17 protein-coding genes are annotated in these 20,474 nt (G+C 70.6%); 6 read left to right on the plus strand and 11 right to left on the minus strand.

Going from position 1 to position 20,474, the window contains the following annotated elements; translation table 11 throughout:
• Window positions 1–126: 126 nt before the first annotated feature.
• The 3 genes from DPV79_RS26060 to DPV79_RS26080 all read right to left on the minus strand — a co-directional run bounded on the left by DPV79_RS26060 (window position 127) and on the right by DPV79_RS26080 (window position 4,657).
• A complete protein-coding gene (locus DPV79_RS26060) occupies window positions 127–2,064 on the minus strand; it encodes a sensor histidine kinase (protein WP_113046817.1) in 1,938 nt (645 codons plus the stop codon).
• A 440-nt stretch (window positions 2,065–2,504) separates the two neighbouring features.
• Window positions 2,505–3,569, minus strand: a complete 1,065-nt coding sequence (locus tag DPV79_RS26070; RefSeq protein WP_042978224.1) for a 2,3-butanediol dehydrogenase — start codon at window positions 3,567–3,569, stop codon at window positions 2,505–2,507.
• A gap of 347 nt (window positions 3,570–3,916) precedes the next feature.
• Entirely contained in the window at window positions 3,917–4,657 is a 741-nt protein-coding gene (locus tag DPV79_RS26080) for a GNAT family N-acetyltransferase (RefSeq protein WP_113046819.1), read from the minus strand.
• Window positions 4,658–4,866: 209 nt separating this feature from the next.
• Here DPV79_RS26080 and DPV79_RS26085 point away from each other — a divergent pair, with 209 nt between their 5' ends.
• Window positions 4,867–6,078 carry an MFS transporter gene (locus tag DPV79_RS26085; protein ID WP_059687047.1) on the plus strand — a complete coding sequence of 404 codons (1,212 nt, stop codon included), beginning with the start codon at window positions 4,867–4,869 and terminating at the stop codon, window positions 6,076–6,078.
• Window positions 6,079–6,116: 38 nt separating this feature from the next.
• On the plus strand, window positions 6,117–6,599 hold the full coding sequence (locus tag DPV79_RS26090) for a DUF3331 domain-containing protein (protein ID WP_059650461.1): 483 nt from the start codon (window positions 6,117–6,119) through the stop codon (window positions 6,597–6,599).
• A gap of 24 nt (window positions 6,600–6,623) precedes the next feature.
• Here DPV79_RS26090 and DPV79_RS26095 read toward each other — a convergent pair whose 3' ends face one another.
• The gene (locus DPV79_RS26095) at window positions 6,624–7,826 is read right to left on the minus strand and encodes a GNAT family N-acetyltransferase (protein WP_042978223.1); all 1,203 of its coding nucleotides are present in this window, start codon (window positions 7,824–7,826) and stop codon (window positions 6,624–6,626) included.
• Between the two features lie 272 nt (window positions 7,827–8,098).
• Here DPV79_RS26095 and pdxR point away from each other — a divergent pair, with 272 nt between their 5' ends.
• The 4 genes from pdxR to DPV79_RS26115 all read left to right on the plus strand — a co-directional run bounded on the left by pdxR (window position 8,099) and on the right by DPV79_RS26115 (window position 13,738).
• Window positions 8,099–9,571, plus strand: a complete 1,473-nt coding sequence (gene pdxR, locus DPV79_RS26100) for a MocR-like pyridoxine biosynthesis transcription factor PdxR (protein ID WP_059496816.1) — start codon at window positions 8,099–8,101, stop codon at window positions 9,569–9,571.
• A gap of 410 nt (window positions 9,572–9,981) precedes the next feature.
• Window positions 9,982–11,562: a trypsin-like peptidase domain-containing protein gene (locus DPV79_RS26105; RefSeq protein ID WP_113046820.1), complete on the plus strand. Its 1,581-nt coding sequence runs from the start codon at window positions 9,982–9,984 to the stop codon at window positions 11,560–11,562.
• Between the two features lie 239 nt (window positions 11,563–11,801).
• Complete coding sequence (locus tag DPV79_RS26110) at window positions 11,802–13,013, plus strand: MFS transporter (RefSeq protein ID WP_113046846.1); 1,212 nt, start codon at window positions 11,802–11,804, stop codon at window positions 13,011–13,013.
• A gap of 185 nt (window positions 13,014–13,198) precedes the next feature.
• Window positions 13,199–13,738: a DUF4303 domain-containing protein gene (locus DPV79_RS26115; RefSeq protein ID WP_059488020.1), complete on the plus strand. Its 540-nt coding sequence runs from the start codon at window positions 13,199–13,201 to the stop codon at window positions 13,736–13,738.
• An 84-nt stretch (window positions 13,739–13,822) separates the two neighbouring features.
• On the opposite strand, the gene DPV79_RS26120 is transcribed toward DPV79_RS26115, so the two are convergent.
• From DPV79_RS26120 to cobA, 7 genes are all read right to left on the minus strand, one after another.
• On the minus strand, window positions 13,823–14,521 hold the full coding sequence (locus tag DPV79_RS26120; RefSeq protein WP_060061613.1) for a fumarylacetoacetate hydrolase family protein: 699 nt from the start codon (window positions 14,519–14,521) through the stop codon (window positions 13,823–13,825).
• A gap of 125 nt (window positions 14,522–14,646) precedes the next feature.
• Window positions 14,647–15,588, minus strand: a complete 942-nt coding sequence (locus DPV79_RS26125; protein ID WP_027791818.1) for a helix-turn-helix transcriptional regulator — start codon at window positions 15,586–15,588, stop codon at window positions 14,647–14,649.
• A gap of 119 nt (window positions 15,589–15,707) precedes the next feature.
• On the minus strand, window positions 15,708–16,487 hold the full coding sequence (locus DPV79_RS26130) for a YkgJ family cysteine cluster protein (RefSeq protein ID WP_060052386.1): 780 nt from the start codon (window positions 16,485–16,487) through the stop codon (window positions 15,708–15,710).
• Window positions 16,488–16,547: 60 nt separating this feature from the next.
• The gene (locus tag DPV79_RS26135) at window positions 16,548–17,147 is read right to left on the minus strand and encodes a uracil-DNA glycosylase family protein (RefSeq protein ID WP_113046821.1); all 600 of its coding nucleotides are present in this window, start codon (window positions 17,145–17,147) and stop codon (window positions 16,548–16,550) included.
• 120 nt (window positions 17,148–17,267) lie between these two features.
• A complete protein-coding gene (locus DPV79_RS26140; RefSeq protein WP_113046822.1) occupies window positions 17,268–18,320 on the minus strand; it encodes a CmpA/NrtA family ABC transporter substrate-binding protein in 1,053 nt (350 codons plus the stop codon).
• Window positions 18,321–18,325: 5 nt separating this feature from the next.
• The gene (locus DPV79_RS26145) at window positions 18,326–18,922 is read right to left on the minus strand and encodes an ANTAR domain-containing response regulator (RefSeq protein ID WP_042977474.1); all 597 of its coding nucleotides are present in this window, start codon (window positions 18,920–18,922) and stop codon (window positions 18,326–18,328) included.
• Window positions 18,923–19,084: 162 nt separating this feature from the next.
• Window positions 19,085–19,864 carry a uroporphyrinogen-III C-methyltransferase gene (gene cobA, locus DPV79_RS26150; protein WP_113046847.1) on the minus strand — a complete coding sequence of 260 codons (780 nt, stop codon included), beginning with the start codon at window positions 19,862–19,864 and terminating at the stop codon, window positions 19,085–19,087.
• Window positions 19,865–20,474: the final 610 nt, after the last annotated feature.

The following is a 20,474-nucleotide window of genomic DNA, read 5'->3' on the forward strand; positions in this document are numbered from 1 at the left end:
GCGAACGCGCAATGGGTGTGGTGGCCACCGGTTGCCCCGAAAAGGGTTCGGTCCAGTATATCGAAGAATCGCGCGGGGCTGCGGCACGGCTTCGGCCGCTTTCCGCCGGCACCGGCGGCACCGTCGTCATGGTGCCGCCGCGGCCGGCAGCGTGATCGTGATGGTGGTGCCCTGCAGCACGACGCTGTGCACGTGGATGTGGCCTCCGTGCCGTTCGACGACGGCCTTGACGAACGCCATGCCGAGCCCGACGCCGCTGGTTTCCGGCTGGCCGGCGGTGCGGAAGCGCCGGTAGCGCTCGAACAGCCGCGTCTGGTCCCCGCTGCTGATTCCGCACCCGCTGTCGCGGATCGTGCAGCGCACGGTCTTGCCGTCGGCGCCCGGCTCGACCTTGCATTCGACGCTCGTCAGCGGCGCGCTGTACTTGATGGCGTTGTCCAGCAGGTTGATCAGCGCGCGCGACAGCAGCGCCGGGTCGCCCCGCACGATCGTGTCGTCGCGCCGCGGCACGTCGTCGATCGACATGGATTTCCGGTGCGCGAGCGGCCACACCGCATCGCGTGCCTCGTTCATCAGGTCGGCGAGGTTGACCGGCACGCGTTCGTATTCGCTCGCCTCCGCACGCGACAGCTGCGCGAAGCCGTCGGCCATCGCCAGCGTGTGCCGCGCCAGCCTGGCGATTCTCGCGAACTGCTGCTTCATCTGCGCGTCGCCCGCCCGCTGCGCCTGCGTGTCGATCAGGATGATCAGCGATGTCAGCGGGGCGCGCATGTCGTGCGAAAACAGCGTCAGCATGTCGTTGCGCTGGCGCTCGAGCATGTCGCGGCGGACGGTCGCGTTGCGCAACGTTTCCAGCGACGCGTGGATCCGCGCGATCTCGGGCCCGACGCCGCGCGGCAGCGCGACGTGCGACGTATCGCCTTCGCTGAGCGCGACGATCCGGCGGCCGAGCACATCGAGCGGCTTCGACAGCAGCCGCTGCATGCCGCGCGCGAGCGAGGCCAGGATCGCGATGCACAGCGTCGTGGCGAACGCCGACCCCCCGACCCTGACCCGCGCGGCGTTCCGGTCGCCGATCGCGCGATGCCGGGCAAGGTCGATCACGCGGTCGCGCAGCAGCTCGCTCGGCCGGAAATGCGGCACGATCGCGCGGGAGAAATCGGCGGCGCTCATGGCATACGCGCCGTCCCGGCCGCCGGCGACGGTCGCGTCGACGAGCGGCAGGATGCGCGCGTCGAAGGCCGCGTTGAGCTGTGCATATTCGCGTGCGACGTCGGGGTCGTCGAGCTGCGTGCCGATCGCGCCGTCGATCAGCGCACGCAACTGCTCGATGCGGCCGCGCATCCTCATGATGTCCGCGAACTGCGCGCGATCGAGCGCCTGCCGCGCGAACATCGGCGCGATCAGCAGCGAACCCGTGCGCCCCGCGTATTCCCGGAGATCGCCGAGGAGCCGCGCGAGCAGGATCGCACCGGACGTGCGCGGGTCGCGCATCGCCGTGTCGCTCATCGCGCCGTCGATCAGCAGCGACAGCGTGTCGACGATCCGGAACAGGCGCGCCTGCGCGTGCTGGATATCGTGAACGGTGCGTGACGCGAGCGGCCGCGCGTCGAGCGCATCGACTTCGGCACGCGCATCGGCAAGCATCATCCGGACGGAGTCGAGTGCATGCAGCAGGTTGCCGCGTTCGCGGTCGTCGAGCACGGCCGCCTGCGCGATGCCGGCGCGAAAACGTTCGAGCGCGTTGTCGGAACGCGCGCGCGCGGCGAGCAGGTTGCGGATCTCGGCGGCGCCGTCGTCCTGCAGGCGTACCAGCAGGTCGTTCGTCGGGCCGCGCTCGGCCGAGATCACGTTGGCGGCGCTCATCGCGCCGCGGACGAATTCGAAGCTCTGCAGGTCGGCGTTTTCCTGCCGGTATTGCCGGAAACTCCCCCAGATGATCGTGCCGCAGAGCAAGGCCAGCAGCGTGGTGACGAGCGCGAAGCCGATATGCGTCTTCTGCAGGATCGTCAGCGATCGAATGTTATATGCGTGTTCCCGGCTAAACGAGAATGAACGATTCATGACACACCATGTTTGCAAGCTATCCCGGGTGGGCCCGTATTCTCGGCCTGTCGGCGCCGTGACGCCGTAAGGTTTTGTGGGGGGCGCGGCCGCCTTCACGGGGCCGCCACGATCCCGGCCGGGAGGCCGGATCTCGCGTTGCACAGGATCGCCTTGCGTCAATGCGCTGTCGACATCGGGCGAATCGCGCTTGATCCGGAGAAACCCTGATCGCGTATCGAACCCTTGGCGCGCTACGGCAGATGGTTTGGATAACGAATATTTTTGATTCGCGCGTCTGTCGTGAGGTGCGGCATCAGGTCCGCTTAGGACGACGGCGGCAAGGAGGGAGCTGGACGGGAACGGAAGGCAGGTGCGCCGCCCATGTACGGGCGACGCTTCAGGACGATGCTGCGGCAGGCGTGCCGCGGCGCGAATCGGTGCCGCGGCCGCGCGAGCGGTCAGGCGACGGCGGGCCGAACGATGATCTTCACGTTACGGTCCTTGTGATTGACCAGTTCCTCGAAGCCGTGCGAGACGATGTCGCCGAGCGCGATGCGCCCGGTGATGAGCGGCTGCACGTCGATGCGGCCGTCCGCGATGAAGCGGATCACGTCCGCGAACTCGCCGTTGTATGCGAGCGAGCCGATCACTTCCTTTTCGGTCGACACGATGTCGAAGAAGTTGAACGGTGCCGGCTCCTCGAAGATGCCGACCATCACCGACTTGCCGGCCTTGCGGATCACGTCGATCGCGAGTTTCGCCGTGGCCGTGTGCCCGATGCACTCGAACGACACGTCGGCGCCGTAGCCGTCGGTCAGCGCCTTGACTTCGGCGATCGCGTCGGACGTCTTCGGGTCGATGACGACGCTCGCGCCGACCTCGAGCGCCTTCTGCTTGCGCGCGGCCGACATCTCCAGCGCGATCACGCGCCCGGCGCCCGCGGCCTTCGCGCACATGATCGTGCACAGGCCGATCGTGCCCGCGCCGACCACGACGACGGTCTGCCCGACGATGTTGCCGGCCTTCTTGACCGCATGCAGCCCGACTGCGAGCGGCTCGATCAGCGCGCCGGCCTCGGTCGGGAAACCGTCGGGCAGCTTGTACAGCAACTCGGCCGGCACGTTCACGTATTCGGCGAACGCGCCGTTGTTCATCAGCCCGGTGAACGCGAGGTTCTCGCAGATGTTGTACAGCCCGTGCCGGCAATACCAGCAGGTGCCGCAATGCTGGCATGCGTCGGCCGTCACGCGGTCGCCGACCGCGAAGCCCGTCACGCCCGCGCCGAGCTCGGCGATCTCGCCGCTGAACTCGTGGCCGAGGATGCACTGGCCCTTCAGGCCCGTCAGCGGATGAGGCGCGTCGACCGGGATGAAGACGGGGCCGGCGACGTATTCGTGCAGGTCGGAACCGCAGATCCCGCACCAGTGCACGCGAATCGTGACCCAGCCGGCCGGCGGGCGCGCCGGAACGGGAACCTGTTCGACGCGGATGTCGTGGCGGCCATGCCAGACGGCGGCTTTCATGCTGGGGGCGGTGGTCGATGCCGGTGTACTCACGTTGCTGTCTCCGTCAGGTTGTCGTCGGGCACGCGGCATGGCTGCCGATGCGCCCGTTGCGCGATTGCGCGATCGACCGGTATGCAGGAACGGGGCCAGCTCGAGCGGGTACGCCGGGTGGCGATTCGACGGAACGTGCGTGATGCGATGCACCATTCGCCTGTTCGTTGACAGGAGACGATTCGACGCGGGAGAGACGTGAAGCTTGCTGCAACCGCTGAACGGCACGCCGGTGAGACGCTGGGACGTTCGTCTCAGTGCAATGAGACGAATCGCGAGACGCGCGGCGATGGACAGCGCCGTTCGACGCGCGGTCAGGCGACGATTTCGTCGACCGCGACCGGTGCGAGCCGCGTGAATCCGGCGGCGCGGTACAGCGGCAGGCCGGCCTCGGTCGACACGAGCCACACGCGCTGCGCGCCGCGTTGCCGTGCGTGCGCGACGATCGCGGCGAGCAACTGCATCGCGAGACCCCGGCGGCGGTACGCATCTGCCGTCGCGACGCGGTCGACGACGATATCGTGCGCCGACGCAAAACCGTAGCGCGCGGTGGCGGCGATCTGCCCGTCCAGGCGGTGCGCGAACAGGAACGCGGCCGGATTCGGCTGGAATGGCGGGAACGGGGCGTCCGCATTGAACGTTTCGACGTCGCGCGGCGTGTGGCAACCGAGCGCCTGCGCGAGTGCATCGTCGCCGGACAGCGTGTCGATATCGGCGGCCATGAAATGCTCGTCCGACAACCGGCGTGTCCTGCCTTCCAGCGCGGGCGGCAGCGGCGCGGCGCCGAAGCGCGTGATCCATGCGCCGACGGTGAACGGGCCGTCGCCATACGCGGGCGCGCCCTCGATCACGAAGTGCTCGAAAGGCCGCCCCATGCCGGCGTCGAACCGCACGACCTGGCCGTCCGGGCTGTCGTGCAGCGGCGCATCGCGCCGGTCGCGTGCGGCGCAGTAGCCGGCGACGAAGATGCGCACGGCGGCCTTGCGGCGGGGGAAGGTCGACCAGGCTGCGTCGAGCGGAAGCGGGGCGGCGGGAGCGGGAGAGGCGGTCGGCATGCGGGCGCAACGTGGTCGGGGCGAAGCCGACAGCTTAAATCAGGCGGCCGCTCGCCGCCGCGCGGGCCCATTGCCGCGATCGGCGAAACGGATCGTTGCGCGCGATACCCCTTTACTTGAAGTTAACTTCAATTTGTATCATGTGCGCCAGTCCGATCGCGGACGCGTGACGCACCCCATTGCACGCGGCCGCTCCAACGGAGGTGGAGATGACCGAATCGCCTGTCGCGGCCGATGCCGCGACGCTGCCGTCGCGCAGCTACCGGGCCGCCGTCGCGAACGTCGTGCTGGCGAGCATCGTGTCCGCGTTGCACGTCGGCAAGGCGACGATCGCGTTGCCGTCGCTGCAGCACGAGTTCGGCGGCTCGCTCGCTTCGCTGAGCGGGATCATGTCGGTGTTTCCGTTCGTCGGCGTGTTCGGCGGCATCGCGGCCGGGCTGCTGGTACGGCGCTGGGGCGACCGGCGGATGCTGATCGCGGGCCTGGTGATCCTCGGCCTGTCGAGTGTCGCCGGCGCGTCGGCCGGCAGCTTCGCGCTGCTGCTCGCCACGCGCTTCGCGGAGGGGCTCGGTTTCGTGATCGTGGTGGTCGCCGCGCCGGCGGTGCTGAATCGCGTGACGCCGCCCGAGCGGCGCAATCTCGCGTTCGGGCTGTGGAGCACGTTCATGCCGGCCGGCATGGCGCTGTCGATGCTGGTCGGGCCGCTGCTCGGCGGCTGGCGCAACGGCTGGCTCGCGGCCTCGGCGCTGACGCTCGCCGCGGCGGCCGCGGTGCCCGTCACGACGTCCGCCGAAACGCCGGCCCGGCAGGCCGCGGCGCCGCGCATCGGGCCCGCGCTGCGCGACGTGCTCGCGTCGCGGTCGACCACGCTGCTCGCGCTGGGTTTCGCCACCTACAACGTGCAGTTCTTCGCGGCGATGACTTTCCTGCCGGTTTTCCTGATGCAGCGCCTCGGCGTCGCGGTCGGCGCGGCGGGGCTGATCAGCGCGGCGATCGTCGCCGCGTGCGTGATCGGCAACCTGACGGCCGGCTGGTTGCTGTCGCGCGGCGCACGGCCGGGGATCGTCATGGCTGCGACGTCAGTCGCGATCGGCGCGGCGGGCGCGGGACTCTTCAGCGCGGCCACACCGGCACCGCTCGCGGTCGCGCTGGGTTTCGCGTTCTCGGCGATCGCGGGGATGCTGCCGGCGACGATCCTCGCGTGCGCACCGGGCTCCGCGCCGACGCCGTCGCTGGCGCCGCTGAGCATCGGCTGGGTCGTGCAGGGCAACTATCTCGGACAGGTGATCGGGCCGCTGGCAATCGGCGCGATCGTCGGTGCATTCGGCTGGTCGGGCGGCATCGGACTGATGCTCGCGGCCGCCGTCACCGGCGCGGCGATCGGCCTGTCGCTGCTGCGCGAACCGATGGGCCGGCGCTGAGCGCGGCGCCGTTCAACCTGCACGGAAATCCGTCAAGCATGCTCAACACCATGGAAAGCCTGATTTGCGAAGAAGACGTGCCGTGCGATGCGCCGGCACGGATCGAACACGATGCGATGCCGCCGCGCGGCGGCGCCGCGCATCCGCTCGTGACGCCCGGCGGAGCGCCTGCTCCCGAGCATGCCGCGGCGGCCGTCTCGCCGTTGCGCCCGCAACTGTTCGTCACGGTGCTGGAGGCCGGCGACGACGCGTTGCTGGTTCGCTGGGTCGAGAGCGGCCGTTGCCATTACGGCGAACAGCGCTGGCGCTTGCGCGTCGCGTTGCAGCCGGGCCGCTGCGCGATCTCGGGGCAGCCGATCGAGCCGGGCGAGCCGGTGTTCCGGCCGGTGCGACGGCCCGTGCCGGCCAATGGCGACGAGATGATCTGCCCGGCGTCGGTGCCCGGTGCAACCGACGCGGCGTGTGGCGTCACGGCGGAGGGTGATGACGACGCATACGCGCCGGCCGACGTTCGCGGCTGAACGCCGGCCGGCCGGGGCATCCCGTCATTTCTTCACGTCGTGCCGGTACTGGATGAACCCGGCGTTGTTCGCGAGCTTGTCGTACAGCGCGCGCGCGGTCGTGTTGGTTTCGTGCGTGAGCCAGTACACGCGGCTCGCGCCGGCTTCGCGGGCATGGTCGTACACGGCTTCGATCAGCGCACCGCCTGCGCCTTGCCCGCGTGCGTCGGGCGCGGTGTACAGGTCCTGCAGGTAGCAGTACGGCCCTTCGGTCCAGCATGAGCGGTGGTAGATCGAATGCACGATCCCGACCAGCGCCCCCGATGCGTCGAATGCGCCGAGCACGAACATCGGCTCGGCAGGATCCATCAGGCGGGCCCACGTCGTCGCGAACACAGCGTCGCTCAGCGCGGTGTCGTAAAACTTCTGATAACCCTGCCACAGCGGGCGCCACGCGGCTTCGTCGGCGGCGACGAGCGGGCGCACCGTGACGCGCGTCGCGTCGTGCGCGCGGCCGGCCGCATCGCGCGCGCGCGCCTGCGCGTGGCGGATCGCGGTGAGCGACTGGCGCTGCTTGCCCTGCGCGTCGAAGTTTTCCGGTGCGAGCCACGCGTCGAACGCGGCGCGGACATCCGGCCATTCGCCGTCGATGATCGAGAACCACGCGGTGTCGCGATTGCGGCCGCGGTAGATGATCGCCTGCCGGAACGTGCCTTCGTAGCGGAAGCCGAGCCGTGCGGCGGCCTTGCGCGACGGCACGTTCAGGTCGTCGCATTTCCATTCGTAGCGCCGGTAGCCGAGCGTGTCGAACGCGTACTTCATCAGCAGGAACTGCGCTTCGGTCGAGACGGGCGTGCGCTTGAGCAGCGGCGAGAACGTGACGGAGCCGACCTCGATCACGCCGTTGGCCGGATCGATGCGCATCAGCGCGAGCGTGCCGACCGCGCGCCCCGTGGCACGGTCGATCACCGTGTAGTGCAGCGGATCCGCGCTCGCCTGCGCGCCGCGCGCGTAGTCGCGGTAGCTCGACTCGTCGGTGTACGGGCCGTGTGCGAGATAGGTCCAGTCGCTGCCGTCCGGCGCCTGGGCGTAGGCGGCGTACAGGTCGGCCGCGTGGCGCTCGGCGTCGAGCGGTTCGAGCCGGCAGTAGCGGCCTTCGAGCACGATGCGCTCCGGGCGCGGGCGCGCGGACCAGTCGGGGACGGGGTGGCCGATGGATTGCTGGAAAGCGTTGGTGAGCGTGGACAAGGTCGATCTCGCTTCGGTTGGCGGCCGGCGACATGCCGGCATGCAGACGATCGTAGTCGTGGCGAGGTACCATGAGAAGCGCCAGAGATTGGCGAATTTATGGTGCCACGAGCCACGAGCCACGAGCCACGAGCCACGAGCCACGAGCCACGAGCCAAGAGCCAAGAGCCAAGAGCCATGCGCCGTGCGCCGTGTGCCGCTGGCCGTCAGCAACCGGCCGTCCGCAACTAGCCGTCCGCCACGTTCCGACATTTTCACGCTGAGATGTTCCGATGACGACAATCCTGCCTTCCGGCGACGCGCCGTTATTGCCGCTCGACGCGCCGCTGGCGCGCACGCCGGGCGCGCCTTCGCTGCAGCGCCAGTTGCTGCGCCGCGTGCGCGATGCGATTCTCGGCGGCGCGATGCCGGCCGGCACCCGGCTGCCCGGCACGCGTGCGCTCGCCGAGACGCTCGGCGTGTCGCGCAACACGACGGCCGCCGTCTACGAGCAGCTCGTCGCCGAAGGCTTCCTGCAGTCCGACCGGCGCGGCACGCGTGTCGTCGGGTTGTCGCGGCCGGCGCCGCCGCGCCGGCGTGCCGCGCCGCCGGCCGTTGCGCAGCGGCTCGGCCGCATTCGCCCGAGCCGCATCGGCACCGGCGAAACGGAGGGTTTCCGGCCGGGCGTGCCCGCGCTGACGCATTTCCCGGTGGACGCGTGGCGCCACGCGATCGACCGTGCGCTGCGCCGCAGCGGCCGCGACCTGCTCGGTTATGGCGATCCGCTCGGCGAGCGCGCGCTGCGCGAATCGATCGCGCGCCATCTGGCCGTGACACGCGGCGTGCGCTGCGATCCCGAGCAGATCGTGATCACGGAGGGCGCACAGGGTGCGATCTCGTTGTGTGCGCAGCTGCTGACGAACCCGGGCGATACGGTGTGGGTCGAGGAGCCCGGCTATCGCGGCGCGCGCACCGCGATGCAGGCGGCCGATCTCGACGTCGTGCCGATGCCGGTCGACGCGGAAGGGCTGCGCGTCGAAGCGGACGACTGGCGCGAGCGGACGCCGCGCCTCGTCTATACGACGCCGTCGAACCAGTTCCCGACCGGCGCCGTGCTGTCGATCTCGCGCCGGCTCGCGCTGATCGATGCCGCGCGCCGGCATCGTGCGTGGATCATCGAGGACGACTACGACAGCGAATTCCGTCACACCGGCGAGCCGATCGGCGCGATGCACGGGCTCGCGGACGATTCGCCCGTCGTCTATCTCGGCTCGTTCAGCAAGACGATGTTTCCGGCGCTGCGCATCGGTTTTCTCGTGCTGCCCGACGCGCTGCTGGCCGCGGTGCGGCCGGTGCTGCCGGAGATGCTGCGCGGCGGCACGCGCCACGTGCAGCTCGCGCTGGCGGATTTCATCGAGACGGGCGAGTACGGCCGCCATCTCGGCCGCATGCGCCGGCTGTACCGCGACCGGCGGCGGTTGCTGCTCGCCGCGCTCGACGGCAGCCTGAGCGTGCCGCACCAGATCGAGGGCGGGCCGTGCGGGCTGCATCTTGCGCTGCGGCTGCCTGCGCGCTACCGCGATCGCGCGATCGTCGACGCGGCGCGCGCCCACGGCATCGGGCCGTTCCCGCTGTCGGGCTTTTCGATCGATGCGGCATCGGCAGGCAACGGGCTGGTGCTCGGTTTCGGCAATACGTCGGCCGACGCGTTCGAGCCGATGTTGCGGATGCTGTCGGCGATCGCGGAGCGGGTGGGCGGGGCGTGACGTGCGTACGCGTTGCCTGAGCCGGCGGCGCGGCGATCCGGTGAAGGAAGCCGCCAACCTTTGACTCGATACCGCTTCTCGGCGGTCGGCAGCAGCAAGTTCACCGCTGTCAGCGGGCTGTTCTTCGTACATCGACCGGATATGCAGCCGCCGGGTTCGGCTCCGCATACCAGCACACACCGCTCACCGCCGCGCACGACAATCGGACTTGTGCGGATTGACGAACCGCACACTTTGTTCGAAACGAACGCCGTCGCGGCTCCGCGCCTGCCGTGCTGCCCGGCATACGGGTTTCGATTCGTATGTTCGAACAGGCCGCGTGGACTATAAATGGATGCGTGTACCGGTGCTTGTCAGGCGCCTGCGCGTCTCGCGCATGTCGGTGCCGCGACGCCCGGGGGAGGTGCACCGTGGTTCGCCAGACGCTTGCTCGCGCCGTGCTTCGCACCGCGTTGATCGGGGGCGTGTTTGCCGGCTGTTTGCTGCCTTCGCCGGCCGCCGTTTCCGGAACCCTGTCGCCATCTGCCACGCCACCCGCGACGAAGCAAAGGCCGGGTGCGACGCCTTACGCGATGCCGGTCGATTTTCCGGCGATCGTCGACCGCTACGGCCCGGCGGTCGTGACCATCATGACCGCCGCACCCGACCAGCAGGCCGGTGCCCAGTCGTTCACGATCCTCGATCCCGACGATCCGCTCGCCGCATTCTTCCGGCGCGGCGCGCCGCCTCCCGCGCAGGGCCCGCAGACGCCGGCGCCCGACACGGCGCCGCGTGCGGTATCGGGCACCGGCTCGGGTTTCATCGTCAGCGCCGACGGCCTGATCCTCACCTCCGCGCACGTGGTCGACGATGCGACCGACGTGACCGTGCGGCTCACGGACCGCCGCGAATTCAAGGCGACCGTGCTGGCCGTCGATCCGCAAAGCGATGTCGCCGTGCTGCGCGTTACCGCGACGAAACTGCCGTTCGTGCGCATCGGCGATTCGGCGAAGGTACGCGCGGGCGAACCGGTGATGACGATCGGCGCGCCGGACGGATCGGGCAACACGGTCACGGCCGGCATCGTCAGCGCGACGTCGCACCGGCTGCCGGACGGCAGCGCGTTTCCGTTCTTCGAAACCGACATCGCCCCGAACCCCGACAACTCGGGCGGTCCCGTATTCAATCGCGCGGGCGACGTGATCGGCATCGCGGTGCAGGTGTATACGGGCACCGACCGCTACGCGAGCATGACGTTCGCGATTCCGATCGCGTTTGCCGCAAAGGTGCGTGCGCAACTGCAGAAGCAGATGCAGGCGCAGGCGCAGCAGTCCCAGGAGCCGGGCGAGCCGTCGTCCGGCAACGCGCTTGGCGTCGACGTGCAGGATGTCGGCATCGGGCTGGCCGCGGCGTTCGGGCTGCCGCGTCCGGCGGGCGCGCTCGTCAACGGCGTGGCGCCCGGCTCGCCGGCGGCCGCGGCCGGCGTGAGGCCCGGCGACGTGATCGTCAAGCTGGGCGACAAGTCGATCGGCCGTTCGGCCGAGCTGAACGACCTGGCCGCCGCGCTGCCGCCCGGCCAGAAGACGCCGCTGCGCGTGATCCGCAATCGCGCGCCGGTGAGGCTGACGATCACGGGCGCCGACGAGGCCGCCGGCAACGCGGGCACGACCGTCGGCATGGCCGCGCCGAAGGCGGCCGCACGACCGGGGCCGGGGGCGGGAGCGAGTGCGGGCGCGGGCGACGGCGGCGACCGCCTCGGGCTGACGATGCACGCGCTGAGCGACGACGAGCGCCGCTCGACCGGGCTCGCGGTCGGGATGATGGTGGACGCGGTGCACGGCCCGGCAGCCCACGCGGGCATCCAGCCGGGCGACGTCGTGCTGGAGCTCAACGACACGCTGCTCGAGACGCCGGACGACGTGCAGTCGCTCGAAGCGAACGGCGGCAGCGTGATCGCGGTGCTGATCCAGCGCAACAACGCGCGGAAGTTCGTGTCGGTGCGGGCGCGTTAGGGCGTTGACGCGGCCGGTATCGTCCGCCTACCATCGTCCGGTATCGTCCGACACCGCACCAGGCCAGCCCGGCAATCAGGAGCCATCCGGCATGAAAGCAGCAACCTTCATCGTAGTCGTACACAGGCGCAGGGTCCGGTAGCGGCACCGCGCCGGCATCCCTGCGCCCCCGACTCGTTCGGGGGCTTTTTTTTTTGCATTGCGCACGGCCGTGCGGCACGTGCGCGGAGGACATCCGCTTGCAACCGAACCTGCCGATCGCTTCCGAACGGGCGTCGCCGCGACACGCGACGCTGATCCTGCTGTGCGCGTGCTCGGTGCTGCCGCTGAGCCTGTTCCTGCCGTCGCTGCCGGCAATCGCGCGCGACCTGCGCGCGGACTACGCGCTCGTCGCGCTGTCGCTCGGCGGTTACGCGGCGGTGGCCGCGTCGCTGGAGTTCGTGATGGGGCCGCTGTCGGACCGGTTCGGGCGGCGGCCGGTCGTGCTGGCGAGCGTCGGCATCTTCGCGCTCGGCTCGCTCGGCTGTGCGATGGCGACCGATATCCGGGTGTTTCTGGCATGCCGGCTGATGCAGGCGGCGATCACGTCGGTCTATCCGGTGTCGATGGCGACGATCCGGGATACCGGCGGCGGTGCGCGCGCGGCGAGCCGGATCGGCTACGCGGCGATGGCGGCCGCGTTCGCGCCGATGCTCGGCCCGACGCTCGGCGGCGCGCTCGACCAGACGGCGGGCTGGCGCGCGAGCTTCTGGCTGCTCGGCGCGGCGGGCGTCGCGCTGTTCGTCTGGTGCGGGTTCGATTTCGTCGAAACCCATGCGAACCGGTCGTCGAGCCTCGGGCAGCAGCTGCGCGCGTATCCGGCGCTGCTGCGCGCGCGCCGTTTCTGGGCCTACGCGCTGTGCATGGCGTTTTCGACCGGCTCGTTCTACGCGTTCCTGGCCGGCGCGCCGCTGGCCGCGCAAACGGTGTTCGGCATCCCGCCCGCGGAAATCGGCTTCTACATGGGGACTATCACGGCCGGCTTCGTGTGCGGCAGCTTCCTGGCCGCGCGTTACGCGCGCCGCTTCGCGCTGGCCACGACGATCCTGTGCGGGCGGATCGTTGCATGCGCGGGACCGTTGATCGGCCTCGCGTCGATGTTCGGCGGCGCGACGCATGCGATCGCGTGGTTCGGGCCGTGCGTGCTGGTCGGCATCGGCAACGGGCTGACGAATCCCGGTGCCCATGCCGGCGCGGTGTCGGTGCGCCCGGCGCTGGCCGGGAGCGCGTCGGGGCTGGCCGGTGCGATGACGATCGCCGGCGGCGCCGCGCTTTCGTCGTTGACGGGGGCGGTACTGACGCCCGGCAACGCGGGCTATGCGCCGCTGGCGATGATGCTGCTGTCGGCCGCGATCGCGCTGGCGGCGGCCGTCTGCGTGCGGGTGTTCGACGCACGGGACGCCGGGCGGTGAACGCGAGTACGCGGTATCGCCGCGCAGAATCGGGCACCGGTGCGGGCATGGGCGCGGACATGGGTGCGGGTACCGCTACCGTCCCGCGGGCGATGGGCGGACAATCGATCGCATATCGGGAGACGACGAACCCGCCGCGCGCCGAGCATGCTCCGGCGCGCGAAGGTCGATTGGACGAGGGAACGATGAGCGACTTTTCTGATTTCCAGCGAGACATCGCCGACGCCGCGAGAGCGACATTCAGGGCGCTGCGGGCGCTGCACCCGGACGAGCATTTCTACGCGTTCGCGCTGTATACCGACAGCGGCGCGATGACGGTGGTGCCCGCAGCCAATTCGGTCGAGGGGCTGCGCCGGGTCCGCGAGCAGCAGGCTGTCGCGGACGACGACCCGTGGTATGCGTGGGGCTTTTCGGAATGGGCGTATGCGGCGGCGGAAGCGTCGCCGTTCAATGCGATCTGCGGCAAGCTCGCCGACGACGTGCTGAGCCCGCAGTTTGTCCGGTCGAGATTCCCGGAATTTTCGCGGCAACTGCACGCCGACATGATCGGTGCGTTGCGCCTGCTCGACCGCGAGGGCCTGTTCGGCACCGGCGACGAACGGGCGGCGATCACGCTGTTCGTGTCGATCAGCGACGACGACGCGGCCGAAGCGCTGGAAAACGAATCGGCGAAAGCGCTGAATCCGCCGGCCGTCGCCGACGCATTTCTGCGCCGCTACGACTGACCCAAATCGGGATATTGCCCGGCGGCCCCGCGCGGGCGGCCGCCGTGCTTGCTGCGGTACGGCTTACGGCTTACGGCTTATGGCTTACGGCTTCGCGCCCACCACGAACTCGAACGTCGCGACGCCGTCGACGCCGCCCGTCACGCGGTCACCGGGTTGCAGCGCGCCGACGCCGGCCGGCGTGCCCGTGAAGATCAAATCGCCGGCCTTCAACTCGACCGAGCGCGACACGTACGCGATGACATCGGGCACGGCCCAGATCATGTCGGCCAGGTCGCCTTGCTGGCGCGTGTCGCCGTTGACCGCGAGCCAGATGCGGCCCTTGGCCGGATGACCGGTGGCCGACGCCGCGCGCAACGCGGTCACGGGGCCCGACGCGTCGAAGCCTTTCGCCCAGTCCCACGGACGGCTCAGTTTCTTCGCTTCGGCCTGCAGGTCGCGGCGCGTGAGGTCGACGCCGACGCCGTAGCCCCATACGTGCGACAGCGCGTCGGCCGGGTCGATCGACCGCCCGTCCTTGCCGATCGCGACGACCAGCTCGATTTCGTGATGGAGGTCGTTCGTCAGCGGCGGATAGGGGACGGTGCCGCTGGCCGGGACGATCGCGTCGGCCGGCTTCGTGAAGAAGAACGGCGGTTCGCGGTCGGGATCGGCGCCCATTTCGCGCGCGTGGTCGGCGTAGTTGCGGCCGACGCAGAAGACGCGGCGCACCGGAAAGCGCGCGGACGACTGGTCGACTTCGACGGAAGGACGCTCGGCAGCGTCGATGACAAATGCGGACATCGGATGGCCTCGTTCGGTGGGAAGACGGATGCCGCGCCCGTGCGGCGCACGGGCCGGCATGCGTGCAACGATACCCGACACCCGTGCGGCCGGATGCGACGCAACTGCGTTTTACCGGGACAAAACTACGCGTCGGGCGCTGCCGGCGTGTCGTCGCCGTCCGGCAGCGCGGCGTTCGCGTCGCGATACGCCTTCGGCGACACGCCGACCCGCGCGCGGAAGCGCCGCGCGAAATACCCTTCGTCGCGGAAGCCGACCGAGCGGGCGATGTCTGCGATGCGCCGGCTCGTGTGAGCCAGCAGCGACTGCGCGAGCGCGATCCGGCGCTCCGTCACGAGATCGGTGAAGGTGCTGCCGGTTTCCTTGCGGACCAGGTGCGCGAGGTAGTTGGGCGACAGGAACGCGGCTTCGGCGGTCGCGGCGAGCGTCAGGTCCTCGCGGGTGAGGTTGGCGCGGACGTGCCGCAGCACGCGCGCGAGCGCATCGCGCCGGCCGGCGCGCTGGGCGCCGCGCTGCGCGAGCTTGTCGAGCGCGCCCGCGTACTGCGTGCAGACGAGCCCGATCAACTGCAGCAGGTAGCCGCGCAGCAACGTGGTCGAGCCGAACGTGCGCACGCGATCGGTGTCGAGCATGCACAGCGCGAGGCGGCGCGCTTCGTCGTAGGTGTCGCCGGTCAGGATGAAGTCGAGGTGTTCCTGGAAGCGGAACGGCGTCAGCTCGGGAAAACGGTGGGCGGGCACGTCCTCCAGATCGAGCGGGTCGACGTCGAGATCGGCGCGCAGGAACGCCTGGCTGAAGTTGATCACGATGAAGTGCGCGCCTTCCGGATGCGGGATCAGGTGCTCGCGGTGCGGCAGCACGAACGCGAGCGCGCCGCGCGGAAACGGCCGCGTGACGCCGCCGATCCGCTGCTCGGTGTCGCCGCCGAGATTGAACTGGATCTGGAAATACGCGTGCCGGTGCGGCTCGGTGATCGCCTGGCGCGACGCCTGGTCGCGGATGTAGAAGTCGAGCCGGTCGCTGCGTTCGGGCATCCCGTACAGGCGCGGCGGGGCGGTGGAGGGCATGAAGGATTCTGCTGGTCGTGACGCGGTTGAGCCGCGATGGTACAGCGAACCGGGCGCGGCGGCGATCCGCGCCACCTTGCGGCCTGGCTCGGAACCGCTCGCGGCGTGCCGCGAGGCGGTCATTCGTCCGGGTGGAAACCGAGGTAGCGGGCGTGCGGGCTGTCGCCGCCGGCGCGCCGGCTTGCCCCGCCGACCGATGCGAGCGCGTCCACCGTCGTCGCGCGGTTCGAGATCAGCGTCCACGCGACGGCGTCGTCGGCGTCGGCCGGTGCCGACGCGCGCAAATCCGTCAGCGCGGCGAGCAGCGTGGCGGCCGGCGGCGCGTGGATCGCGAATCCTTCGTTGGCCACGGCCGCCGTCTCGATCCCCAGCACCTTGCACAACCGTGCCCGCAGCGGCGTTTCGGCTTCGCTCGCCGCACGCGAGCGCGCGATGTTCTCGCGGGTGGCCGCGTCGACGATCGTGCCGCCGCGGACGAAGGGCGCCTGCTGCCACGCGTCGGGCGTGCATTGCTTGCCGGCCGGTACCAGCGGTACGAACGGATTCACTTCGGCCGGGTAGATCCGGCACACGAGCGGGCGCTCGTCGTAGATCGCGCATCGCAGGTCGTCGCGCAGGTTCGGGCACGGCCCCGCATGGGACGCCGTGAGCATGACCGTCACGCGGACGGGCAGCGAGCCGCTGAGCGCGGCGCTCGAGCGTGCGCGTTTGTACGCGGCGAACGCGTTGTCGGGCTCGGGCTCGACGAGCCATGGCATCGCGTCGCACAGCAGCTCCACGTGGCCGCCGCGCTGCAGCCATGCGGTGGCCTCGTCGATCGTGAGCGGAATGCGCAGGTCGCGGCAGCATCCGCCGCAGCCGTTGCAGGCAAAGTCGAGGTCGGTAGGGGTGTCGTTCATGCTTGATTCGATACGGATGACGGGGTGTCGCGAAGCGTCGCGACACGGCGGTGATTTCGTTTACCGGGCGACTAGCGGCGCGATCCGGCGTCGCAGCTCGGGCACGACGTCGGCGTCGAACCACGGATGGTGCTTGAACCACGCCTGGTTGCGCGGCGACGGATGCGGCAGCGGCAGCACGCCGGGGCCGTAGTCGCGCCACGCATGTACGGTGTCCGTCAGCGTGGCCTTGCGCGCGTCGCGCAGGAAGTGCCGCTGCGCATACTGGCCGATCAGCAGCGTGAGCCGGATCGACGGCAACCCGGCGAGCAGCCGGTCTATCCACAGCGGCGCGCATTCGGGGCGCGGCGGGTTGTCGCCGCTCGCGCCGCGGCCCGGGTAGCAGAAGCCCATCGGCACGATCGCGAAGCGGGTTTCGTCGTAGAACGTGTCGGCGTCGACGTCGAGCCAGCCGCGCAGCCGCTTGCCGCTCGCATCGTCCCACGGGATGCCGCTCGCATGGACGCGTGCGCCCGGTGCCTGCCCGACGATCAGGATGCGCGCGTCGCGATGGGCACGCACGACCGGGCGCGGGCCGAGCGGCAGGTCGGCTTCGCAGGCACGGCACGCGCGGATTTCAGTGAGCAGCACCTCGAGCGGCGCGCGCGTGGGTTTCGGCATCGAATCGGATCGGGGACGGAGTGGTCATGCGGCGCCCCGGGAACCGCGCGCCCGGCGCCGACAGGCGGCCCGGGCAGGCGTGGCGCGGGAGCGCGCGCCGCCTGCATCACGCGGCGCGCCTCACGCCCGCGACCGGCCCGGTGCGCCGCTTTCGGCGACGGCAGCATCATACAACGCGGTTTGCGCGATCGCGCGGGCGATCGCCGCGTCGTCGTGCGAACCGTCGAGCATGCCCCAGCGCCGGTATTGCGACAGGAACCACTCGCCTTCGCGCGGATCGGGGCGGTTCACGGCGCCGCCGTCGTGGAAGCGGATCGGCAGCGGCGGCACGGCGAACGGCCCCGATCCGTAGTCGCCGAGCAGGCGCGGCGCGATCAGCCGGGCCGGCACGCCGAGCGCGTCGGGCGACGCGAGCCAGCCGGCCGCCTCGCGACGGTGCGCGGCACTGTCGAGCCACGCGCACGCATCGACGAGCGTGCGGATCAGCGCGCGCGCGGTGGCCGGATACAGCGCGACGAAATCGCGCCGGGCCGCGAGCACCTTTTCCGGATGATCGGGCCAGATCTCGCTCGTGACGGCGACGGTCCGCCCCGCGTTGCAGGCCTCGGCCACGGCATGCCACGGTTCGCCAGCGCAGAAGCCGTCGAGTTCGCCGCCCGCGAGCGCGGCCACCATCTCGGGCGGCGGGATCACGACACTGCGCACGTCGCGCAGCGGATCGACGCCGTGCGACGCGAGCCAGTGGTTCAGCCACATCGCGTGCGTGCCGGTCGGGAACGTCTGCGCGAGGAGCGGCTTGCGGCCGAGCGTCGCGAACGCGTCGCGCACGCTGCCGCTTTCGCGATAGGCGTCGGCGAGGCCGCGCGACAACGAGATCGCCTGACCGTTGCGGTTCAGCACCATCAGCGCGGCCATGTCGGCCTGCGGGCCGCCGATCCCGAGCTGCAGCCCGCAGACCAGCCCGTACAACGCATGCGCGGCGTCGAGCTCGCCGCTCAGCAGCTTGTCGCGGACGGCGGCCCACGACGGCTGGCGGCTGAGTTCGAGCGTGAGGCCGTGCCGCGCACCGAGGTCCAGGCGCTGTGCGACGATCAGCGGGGCCGCGTCGCTCAGCGCGACGAACCCGAGGCGAAGATGCGCGCGTTCCGGCGCGACGGGAGAGGTGGTATCCATGGCGGTCATGACTGGGGTGACGCGTCGAGCAATTGCCGCGCGACGTCGACGATGCGCAGGCCCTGATCCATCGCGCGCTTGCGCAGCGCCGCATACGCGTCGTGTTCGGACAGCCTGCGCTGGTCCATCAGCATCCGCTTCGCGCGGTCGATCAGCTTGCGTTCGGCGAGTTCGCGCTCGACATCGGCAAGCCGGCGGCGCAGCGCGTCGTCGTGCGAGAAGCGCGCGAGCGCGACTTCGAGAATCGGTGCAAGGCGTTCGGCCGACAGCCCTTCGACGAGATACGCGCTGACGCCCGCGCCGACCGCCGCGCGGATCAGCGACTGGTTGGCGTCGTGGCTGAACATCAGCACGGGGCGCGGCGCGGTCGCATGCATGACCGCGAGCTGCTCGAGCGTGTCGCGCGACGGCGAATCGGTATCGATGATCACGACGTCGGGATGCTGCTCCTCGACGGCGGCCGGCAGGCGCGCGGGCGTCGCGACGTCGTTCAGCATGTCGTAGCCGAGCTGCGCGAGCGCGTCGCCGAGCTCGCCGATCGGTTTGTCGGTATCGGTGACGAGCAGCACGCGCAGGCGGGGGGAGGAAGCGGGCGCACTCATGATGCGAACGGCGGCGGAGAAATCGTAGCGCAATGCGCGGAACGGAGGCGGCCCCGCGCGCACGTCGTGCCGGTGCCGCGCGTGGCGACCGGGCTGCCGGTGCGAACGGCGCCGCTGTTTTCATGACAGGTGGGCGGCCGGTGCCGCGTGGTGTCGCGCATGCTACGCGGCCCGGGAGAGGGCCGTGTCGATCGCGGCCCCCGCTGCGCCCGCGTCCGGCACCTCCCGCACGGCCGTTTCGCCGATCGCGCCGCCGACGAGGATCACGGCCGGACTGCCGAGCCGTGCTGCGTCGATGCCGCGCGCGAGATCGCCGAGCGTGCCGGTCCAGCGGCGTTCGTCGGGCGTGCCGGCCCATTGCACGGCCGCGGCCGGCGTCGATGCCGGCAGCACGGCGAGCAGGCCGGCGGCGATGCTGTCGACGCGGCTCATGCCCATGTAGATCGCGAGCGTGGTGCCGGTCGCGGCGAGACGCGCCCAGTCGGGTTCGCCGTGGTCCTGACGATGGGCGGTGACGAACGTGACGCCGTGGCAATGCGCGCGGTGCGTGAGCGAGATGCCGAGGCTCGCGGCGGCGGCGAACCCCGACGAGATGCCGTTGACGATCTCGACCGGAATCGCGGCGGCGCGCAGCGTCGCGAGTTCTTCGCCGGCGCGCCCGAACAGCAGCGCCTCGCCGCCTTTCACGCGCACCACGTGCGCGCCGCGCAGTGCGTAACGGCGCATCAGCTTCTCGATGAATGCCTGTGGCGTGGAGCGGCAACCGCCGCGCTTGCCGACGCGGATGACGCGCGCCTGCGGCGCGAGTTCGACGATGCCGGGCGCGACGAGATCGTCGAGCAGCAGCAGGTCGGCAGCGGCCAGCGCTTTCACGGCTTTGAGCGTGAGGAGATCGGGATCGCCGGGGCCGGCGCCCAGCAGGGTGACTTTGCCTGTCGTCATGTCGTGTTCCAGTGCCGCCTGCATGCGGCGGCCGATAGCGCGTTGTTGCGCGGCGGCGGCGGGCGGTCGACGTATCGGTATCCGGCCGTGCCGCGCACGGAAGGACGCCGTTGTCCTGAGCGGCCCGCCTGTGCGACGGGCCCGGTTTTGCGGGGGACTGCCCACCGGCGCCGTTGCCGGTGTCATGCAGCGGGTTCAGCAATATCCGGGCCAACCGGTATTGCCCGTCGCGCCCGCGCGGCGGGAACGGTGCGCACCGCGCCGCGCGATGGCCACGTGCGGGCGAAATGCGGGCCGAGTATGGGCCGAATACGGGCCAATTGCGGGCCAATTGCGGGCCAAGTACGGCCCCCGTGCCCGCCGGCGGCCGCCGCGTGCCGGCAGCCGCAATGCCGCATCCGCGTGCATCGTGCCCCGCCCGCGCGCACCGCGATGTCGCACGGCGACAGTGCTGCATCGCACCACATCTGTGCCTCGCTGCATCACCACGCATCGTGTGCCGGCTGTCGCCGCGCGCCGCACGACGCCGGACGAGCCTTGCGCGGCGGGGCGGCAGGCCCGATTCGCGGCGACATGGCACGGCGTTTGCGTAAGCCGGTTCGGGCGAATC

The organism is Burkholderia reimsis (assembly GCF_003294055.1).
Taxonomy (GTDB): domain Bacteria; phylum Pseudomonadota; class Gammaproteobacteria; order Burkholderiales; family Burkholderiaceae; genus Burkholderia; species Burkholderia cepacia.

What these genes read in the sequence shown, in the direction of transcription:
- DPV79_RS26060 (WP_113046817.1), bottom strand. Translation starts at nt 2,064, where the DNA reads ATGAATCGTTCATTCTCGTTTAGCCGGGAACACGCATATAACATTCGA.
- DPV79_RS26070 (WP_042978224.1), bottom strand. Translation starts at nt 3,569, where the DNA reads ATGAAAGCCGCCGTCTGGCATGGCCGCCACGACATCCGCGTCGAACAG.
- DPV79_RS26080 (WP_113046819.1), bottom strand. Translation starts at nt 4,657, where the DNA reads ATGCCGACCGCCTCTCCCGCTCCCGCCGCCCCGCTTCCGCTCGACGCA.
- DPV79_RS26085 (WP_059687047.1), top strand. Translation starts at nt 4,867, where the DNA reads ATGACCGAATCGCCTGTCGCGGCCGATGCCGCGACGCTGCCGTCGCGC.
- DPV79_RS26090 (WP_059650461.1), top strand. Translation starts at nt 6,117, where the DNA reads ATGCTCAACACCATGGAAAGCCTGATTTGCGAAGAAGACGTGCCGTGC.
- pdxR (WP_059496816.1), top strand. Translation starts at nt 8,099, where the DNA reads ATGACGACAATCCTGCCTTCCGGCGACGCGCCGTTATTGCCGCTCGAC.
- DPV79_RS26115 (WP_059488020.1), top strand. Translation starts at nt 13,199, where the DNA reads ATGAGCGACTTTTCTGATTTCCAGCGAGACATCGCCGACGCCGCGAGA.
- DPV79_RS26120 (WP_060061613.1), bottom strand. Translation starts at nt 14,521, where the DNA reads ATGTCCGCATTTGTCATCGACGCTGCCGAGCGTCCTTCCGTCGAAGTC.
- DPV79_RS26125 (WP_027791818.1), bottom strand. Translation starts at nt 15,588, where the DNA reads ATGCCCTCCACCGCCCCGCCGCGCCTGTACGGGATGCCCGAACGCAGC.
- DPV79_RS26130 (WP_060052386.1), bottom strand. Translation starts at nt 16,487, where the DNA reads ATGAACGACACCCCTACCGACCTCGACTTTGCCTGCAACGGCTGCGGC.
- DPV79_RS26135 (WP_113046821.1), bottom strand. Translation starts at nt 17,147, where the DNA reads ATGCCGAAACCCACGCGCGCGCCGCTCGAGGTGCTGCTCACTGAAATC.
- DPV79_RS26140 (WP_113046822.1), bottom strand. Translation starts at nt 18,320, where the DNA reads ATGGATACCACCTCTCCCGTCGCGCCGGAACGCGCGCATCTTCGCCTC.
- DPV79_RS26145 (WP_042977474.1), bottom strand. Translation starts at nt 18,922, where the DNA reads ATGAGTGCGCCCGCTTCCTCCCCCCGCCTGCGCGTGCTGCTCGTCACC.
- cobA (WP_113046847.1), bottom strand. Translation starts at nt 19,864, where the DNA reads ATGACGACAGGCAAAGTCACCCTGCTGGGCGCCGGCCCCGGCGATCCC.